At 43.8% G+C, this 4,794-nt stretch carries 5 protein-coding genes; 4 read left to right on the top strand and 1 reads right to left on the bottom strand.

Annotated features, from left to right (window positions below):
* Positions 1–276: 276 nt before the first annotated feature.
* The 4 genes from F6K38_RS35125 to F6K38_RS35110 all read left to right on the top strand — a co-directional run bounded on the left by F6K38_RS35125 (position 277) and on the right by F6K38_RS35110 (position 3,779).
* The gene (locus F6K38_RS35125; RefSeq protein WP_008186485.1) at positions 277–786 is read left to right on the top strand and encodes a chemotaxis protein CheW; all 510 of its coding nucleotides are present in this window, start codon (positions 277–279) and stop codon (positions 784–786) included.
* A 201-nt stretch (positions 787–987) separates the two neighbouring features.
* Entirely contained in the window at positions 988–1,206 is a 219-nt protein-coding gene (locus F6K38_RS35120) for a hypothetical protein (RefSeq protein ID WP_008186483.1), read from the top strand.
* A gap of 343 nt (positions 1,207–1,549) precedes the next feature.
* A complete protein-coding gene (locus F6K38_RS35115) occupies positions 1,550–2,299 on the top strand; it encodes an ABC transporter ATP-binding protein (RefSeq protein ID WP_008186482.1) in 750 nt (249 codons plus the stop codon).
* A gap of 265 nt (positions 2,300–2,564) precedes the next feature.
* Positions 2,565–3,779 (top strand): bifunctional sterol desaturase/short chain dehydrogenase, encoded by a 1,215-nt coding sequence (locus F6K38_RS35110; RefSeq protein WP_044493842.1) that lies wholly within the window; start codon positions 2,565–2,567, stop codon positions 3,777–3,779.
* 549 nt (positions 3,780–4,328) lie between these two features.
* On the opposite strand, the gene F6K38_RS35105 is transcribed toward F6K38_RS35110, so the two are convergent.
* The gene (locus F6K38_RS35105) at positions 4,329–4,493 is read right to left on the bottom strand and encodes a hypothetical protein (RefSeq protein WP_287249705.1); all 165 of its coding nucleotides are present in this window, start codon (positions 4,491–4,493) and stop codon (positions 4,329–4,331) included.
* Between the last annotated feature and the right edge of the window lie 301 nt (positions 4,494–4,794).

The raw sequence follows: 4,794 nt of genomic DNA, 5'->3' as shown, positions 1-4,794 counted from the left end.
CGTTCTCTAATATTTCCATTTTCTTCTATTTTTAAGGCTTTTTGAAGTATTGTTTTTTGCTCTTGTGTCAGATAATTTTTTGCTGGCATATTTCCTATTATTGGGTTATTTATTAATTTTTATTATACCAATTTAAATGCCGAACAGCTTAATGCTAAGTTGACAAACTTAGTCTGGTGAGTTACTCCATTCAATTCCTATTGCTTCCAAATCCTGATCATAAGACTTGGAATCTTTCATCCTTCATACTTATTCTAACACTATGAATTGGACATCATGAAAAATAACTTAATTGACTCCCAGCCTAATGATACTCATCGATCGCCAAATCAGAAGGCTACATCATTCTTGAAATTAGTGGTCTTTAGAATAGACAGCATCAATTTCGCCTTTCCGATTGAGTGTGTCAACAAAGTAATTAATTATACAACTGTTTATAGCAGTGGACTCAATGATATTGGCATTGCCCATATCGATGATCAGGAAATTCCTATTATCGACTTGTATCGCCGGTTATTTAAATCTAGCCAAATCAGCACTTCTAACCCAGGACGTTTCCTGCTGATTGCTCAAAATACGAGGGGTGAAGGATTTGGTATCCCTGTACTCAAAACACCGAATTTGATAGAGGTTTCCGTGACTGATATTCGTACCCTACCAGAGTCTTTTCGTCAAGCTGATACCCTAGGAATTGCTAGTCATGTTGCGGTGATTCCCCAAGAAAATACATCTTTGACAGTCTTTTTGCTAGATGTTAATCAATTGCTTCCTTGGGTTTCTGAATAGGGAAAAGGTGAACAGGGAAAGGGAAAAGGGGTGAAGCATTGAGCAATCAGCTATGAGCTATCTTCGCCCCTAGCTTTATGGAATGGGAATAGTCCCAGTGGATGAGATTTCTGTTATACTTCAAATTATGTAATGGCTATCTGCCAGAATTAAAGGTTAAGCGGGAAGTCCCGCGCTCTATCCGTGCTTGATGAGCTTCCTATGGGAGAGCCTTTTTCTGGGAATTGTGCCAAGAAGTTGCTAGCATCAAAAACGCGCTTTGTCGATAACCAAGTCAAAAAACCTTGTTGCCAAAAAAACAACCAAGCAGAATCATCGGTCTTAGAAACTAGGACTGCTGCTGATGCCAGGAATATCAGACCTGGGTTTGGGCAACTAAATTTAGGCAATTCCTTGTTAAGTCGGAATCCAGTGCTTTAGCTTAAGCTCAGGGTCTGGTAGTTCACGGGTGTAGCTTCCACCTACGCTTCTATCTACGATGCATAGCACTGTTGCTTAGCACTATAAGGGTGAAGTAGAAGCAGTCGGAACAAGTATCCGACAAAACGCATCTAGAGATAAGATGTAGCATAGTAAGTCTTATCTCTAGCAGTAGGACTTATGGCGAGTCCCTCTGATGTGAAACAAAACGTTTCTATTCAGTGTAGCTCGCGGGTGCGCAGATCAACCTGCCAGAATCCCCTAGCTTTAGCGATGGGGAGTCGTCAATTTCCAGCAGTACGACCTAAGAGTCTAGTCAACTGGTGCTGCTAAAGTTTAATATATGGTGTTTCCCAAAAAACTGATTAAGGGCGGCTCTAAAGTATCTAAAGTTATAGATTTACCTAAGTATGGTATACGCTCCATTCTTGCTAAAGGGGTGCAGATGGACTTCCAGTCAGGACAAAACCGTGTTCAAGTCCTCAAAGGAATTGACTGGGAAGTCAAACGTGGTGATATCCAACTTTTAATGGGACCGTCTGGCTCTGGCAAGACTACCCTTTTGTCAATCTTGGCCGGATTACTGACCCCGACCTTGGGAAAAGTCTATTTACTGGGTCAAGAAATTACCGGTATGTCTAGAACTAAGCTGGCAGAGTTTCGACGAGAACACATTGGCTTTATTTTCCAACACTTCAACCTATTTCCAGCTCTGACAGCAGCAGAGAATGTGGAAGTTGTGCTAAACATTAAGGGAATTCGGGGGGTAAATGCTCGACAGCAGGCAAAAACGTTATTAGAGCAGGTTGGTTTAGAGGGGAAAGGACATCTTAGACCAAGTGACTTGTCAGGGGGACAGAAGCAACGGGTAGCGATCGCGCGGGCTTTAGCTAAAGAGCCACCGCTAATTATGGCAGATGAGCCAACGGCAGCCTTGGACTCTCACAGTGGTCATACAGTCATTGAGTTGCTGCGTCGTCTGGCTAAGGATAAAGGCTGCACAGTGCTGATGGTAACCCACGATCCTCGTATTATCGATGTAGCTGACCAAGTGTCTTATATGGAAGATGGTATGTTGAAGGTTGAAGGTTGAAGGTTGAAGGTTTAAGGTTGAAGGTTGAGGGTTGAGAATTGAAGGTTGAAGGTTGAGGGTTGAGAATTGAAGGTTGAGGGTTGAAGGTTGAAGGTTGAAGGTTGAAGGTTGAAAGTTGAGGGGTGAAAGTTGAGGGGTGAGGGGTGAGTGTTAATGATTCACCCTCAACATCTTAGTTTTATTTGTACCTACCTAATTATGATGTGAATGGGCAATTTGCCAACACGACAAATTACTGTTCACTCTAGGCATCATAATCATGTTTATGGTAAATTTCTGGCTAGCTATAGGGGTTTTGGGACTGGGTTCTATTCTGTGGGTAGAACTGGTGCGAGACTTCTATCACCTCCTGTCCCATCACTGGACACCTCTGTATCGCTTGCATGTGTGGCATCATCGGGTCTTCCGTCAGGATTTAACTGCTGTCAGTGATACCATTTATCGACAGGCGCACTGGCGTAATGATGTGCCAGAAGCGTTGGTTATGCTAATGTTAGGCTTGGTGGTATGGTGGTTGGCTTATACCTGGACACCAAATCTGCATTGGGCAGCTTTGGCTGGTTCTGTGTACACTATGGTATTTCTATTTGGTGCGATCGCTCGTGGCTATGGCATCAAGGGAGCCGATAAGTTGACTGATGGAACCCACCTTCCGGGTCCATTCCTCTGTCCTCCTTCCCCTTGGATGGTGAATCGCAGCTACCATTGGCGACATCACTTTGATAACCAAAAGGCTTACTATGGCGGCACATTGACTTTAGTAGACAAACTGATGGGGACAGCACTATCGCTCCAAGGAAAAACTATTGCAGTGACGGGAGCATCGGGAACTCTGGGACAGTCACTATTGTACCATCTCCAGCAACGGGGAGCAAAAGTGATTGCTCTGACCTCCCAAGAACAAACTGTTACTTTAAGTGTCAATGGTGAAAGCTTGCCAGTAAAAACCTTCACTTGGCAAGTGAGTAAAGAGTCAGAACTAGCCCCACATTTGGAAAATGTGGATATTCTAATTCTCAATCACGGCATCAATGTTCATCAAGAACGGACAGCCGATGCGATCGCAAAATCCTACGAGGTCAACACATTATCAAGTTGGCGGTTGCTAGAGATGTTTTTATCCACGGTTCGGACGAACCAAGATATTGCTCGCAAGGAAGTTTGGGTTAATACTTCGGAAGCGGAAGTTAATCCAGCTTTTAGTCCTTTGTATGAACTGAGCAAACGTACCCTAGGAGACCTAGTTACCCTGCGTCGTCTAGATGCTCCTTGTGTAGTACGTAAAGTAATCCTCGGACCATTTAAAAGTAATCTCAATCCAGTTGGGGTCATGTCAGCGGATTGGGTAGCCAAGCAAATCCTTAATCTAGCCACTCGTGATGTCCGTAACATCATTGTGACGATTAATCCTATAACCTATTTAGCGTTTCCAGTCAAGGAATTTTTTGTCAGCCTATACTATAGGCTGTTTAGTCATTAGTCCTTAGCAACTTGGGTTAATTATTATTAATTAGTGCTACTAATTACTAAGGGTGGCGTAGCCATTCGCGTAGCGTGGCCGAAAGGCCAAGGTGACGTTGAATTTACGGCACCATATGACTACAGAGGTGACATACTCCCACACTGACTCTTTGAGTTAAGTGTGGGCTTCTTGCCAACTCCACCCAACGGTTAGGATACTCAGCAAGCTTTATTAACGACACGGTCAGAAGTTACCGCAAAAATAGGGCAGCCTTTATGGTTAGTCGGCTATGGGTAAAGAGTTAAAACTTTATGATTAAGGCAAGAGACGAAACCTTAGATCAGGTCGCCTTTATAACAATAGTTTTAAACCTTTTCTGCATAACCTACAACCCAAAAAGGCGACCTGATCTTACGGTAACTTCAAACCCTATTCTAAGGTTTCGTCTCCGGGATGCCCCGACCCACCGGAACAATACAAAAAAGTTCTATCTTTAGGAACGTAGGTGGCGGTTAGCTCTTAATTTTGATTACCCTACTACTTTTATTATAGACAATGGGAACGAAATTATAGTTTCTGTCCGCCATTCATCCCACGCCGACTTTCAGTGCGGACGTGGGGCATAAGAGCGGATGAAGCTAAAGTCTTCTGGATTAACATCAGCAGGGATACGGTACCGTTGAGTGCCACTGACCTGCTGAAGACGACCAAGACTTTCTTGAACTTCCCCATCCGTCGCAGGAATGGGGATTCCCAGGCACAACCTAATTGGCTGTTATCTCCTAGGGCGTAACTTTCCCCCGAACCGGAGGTAGCTGAGTAGGGTCAATACCCAGTTTTTTTAGATCCTTATCTCCTATATTAACATTGTCGAAAATTCATCCCCGACCTAAGAGGATATCTCCCAAGTTTTTTGATACTGAATTTTGCCCCCCTAGCCCCCCAATTCTGGGGGGAACAAGAATCAATTTGCTGGTAGAAGTCCCCCAAAATTGGGGGACCAACGGGGGCTTGGATGTAGCAAATGAGACTT

This window comes from Moorena sp. SIO3B2, from assembly GCF_010692525.1.
Taxonomy (GTDB): domain Bacteria; phylum Cyanobacteriota; class Cyanobacteriia; order Cyanobacteriales; family Coleofasciculaceae; genus Moorena; species Moorena producens.
This window is presented reverse-complemented; position numbering and strand designations above follow the sequence as displayed.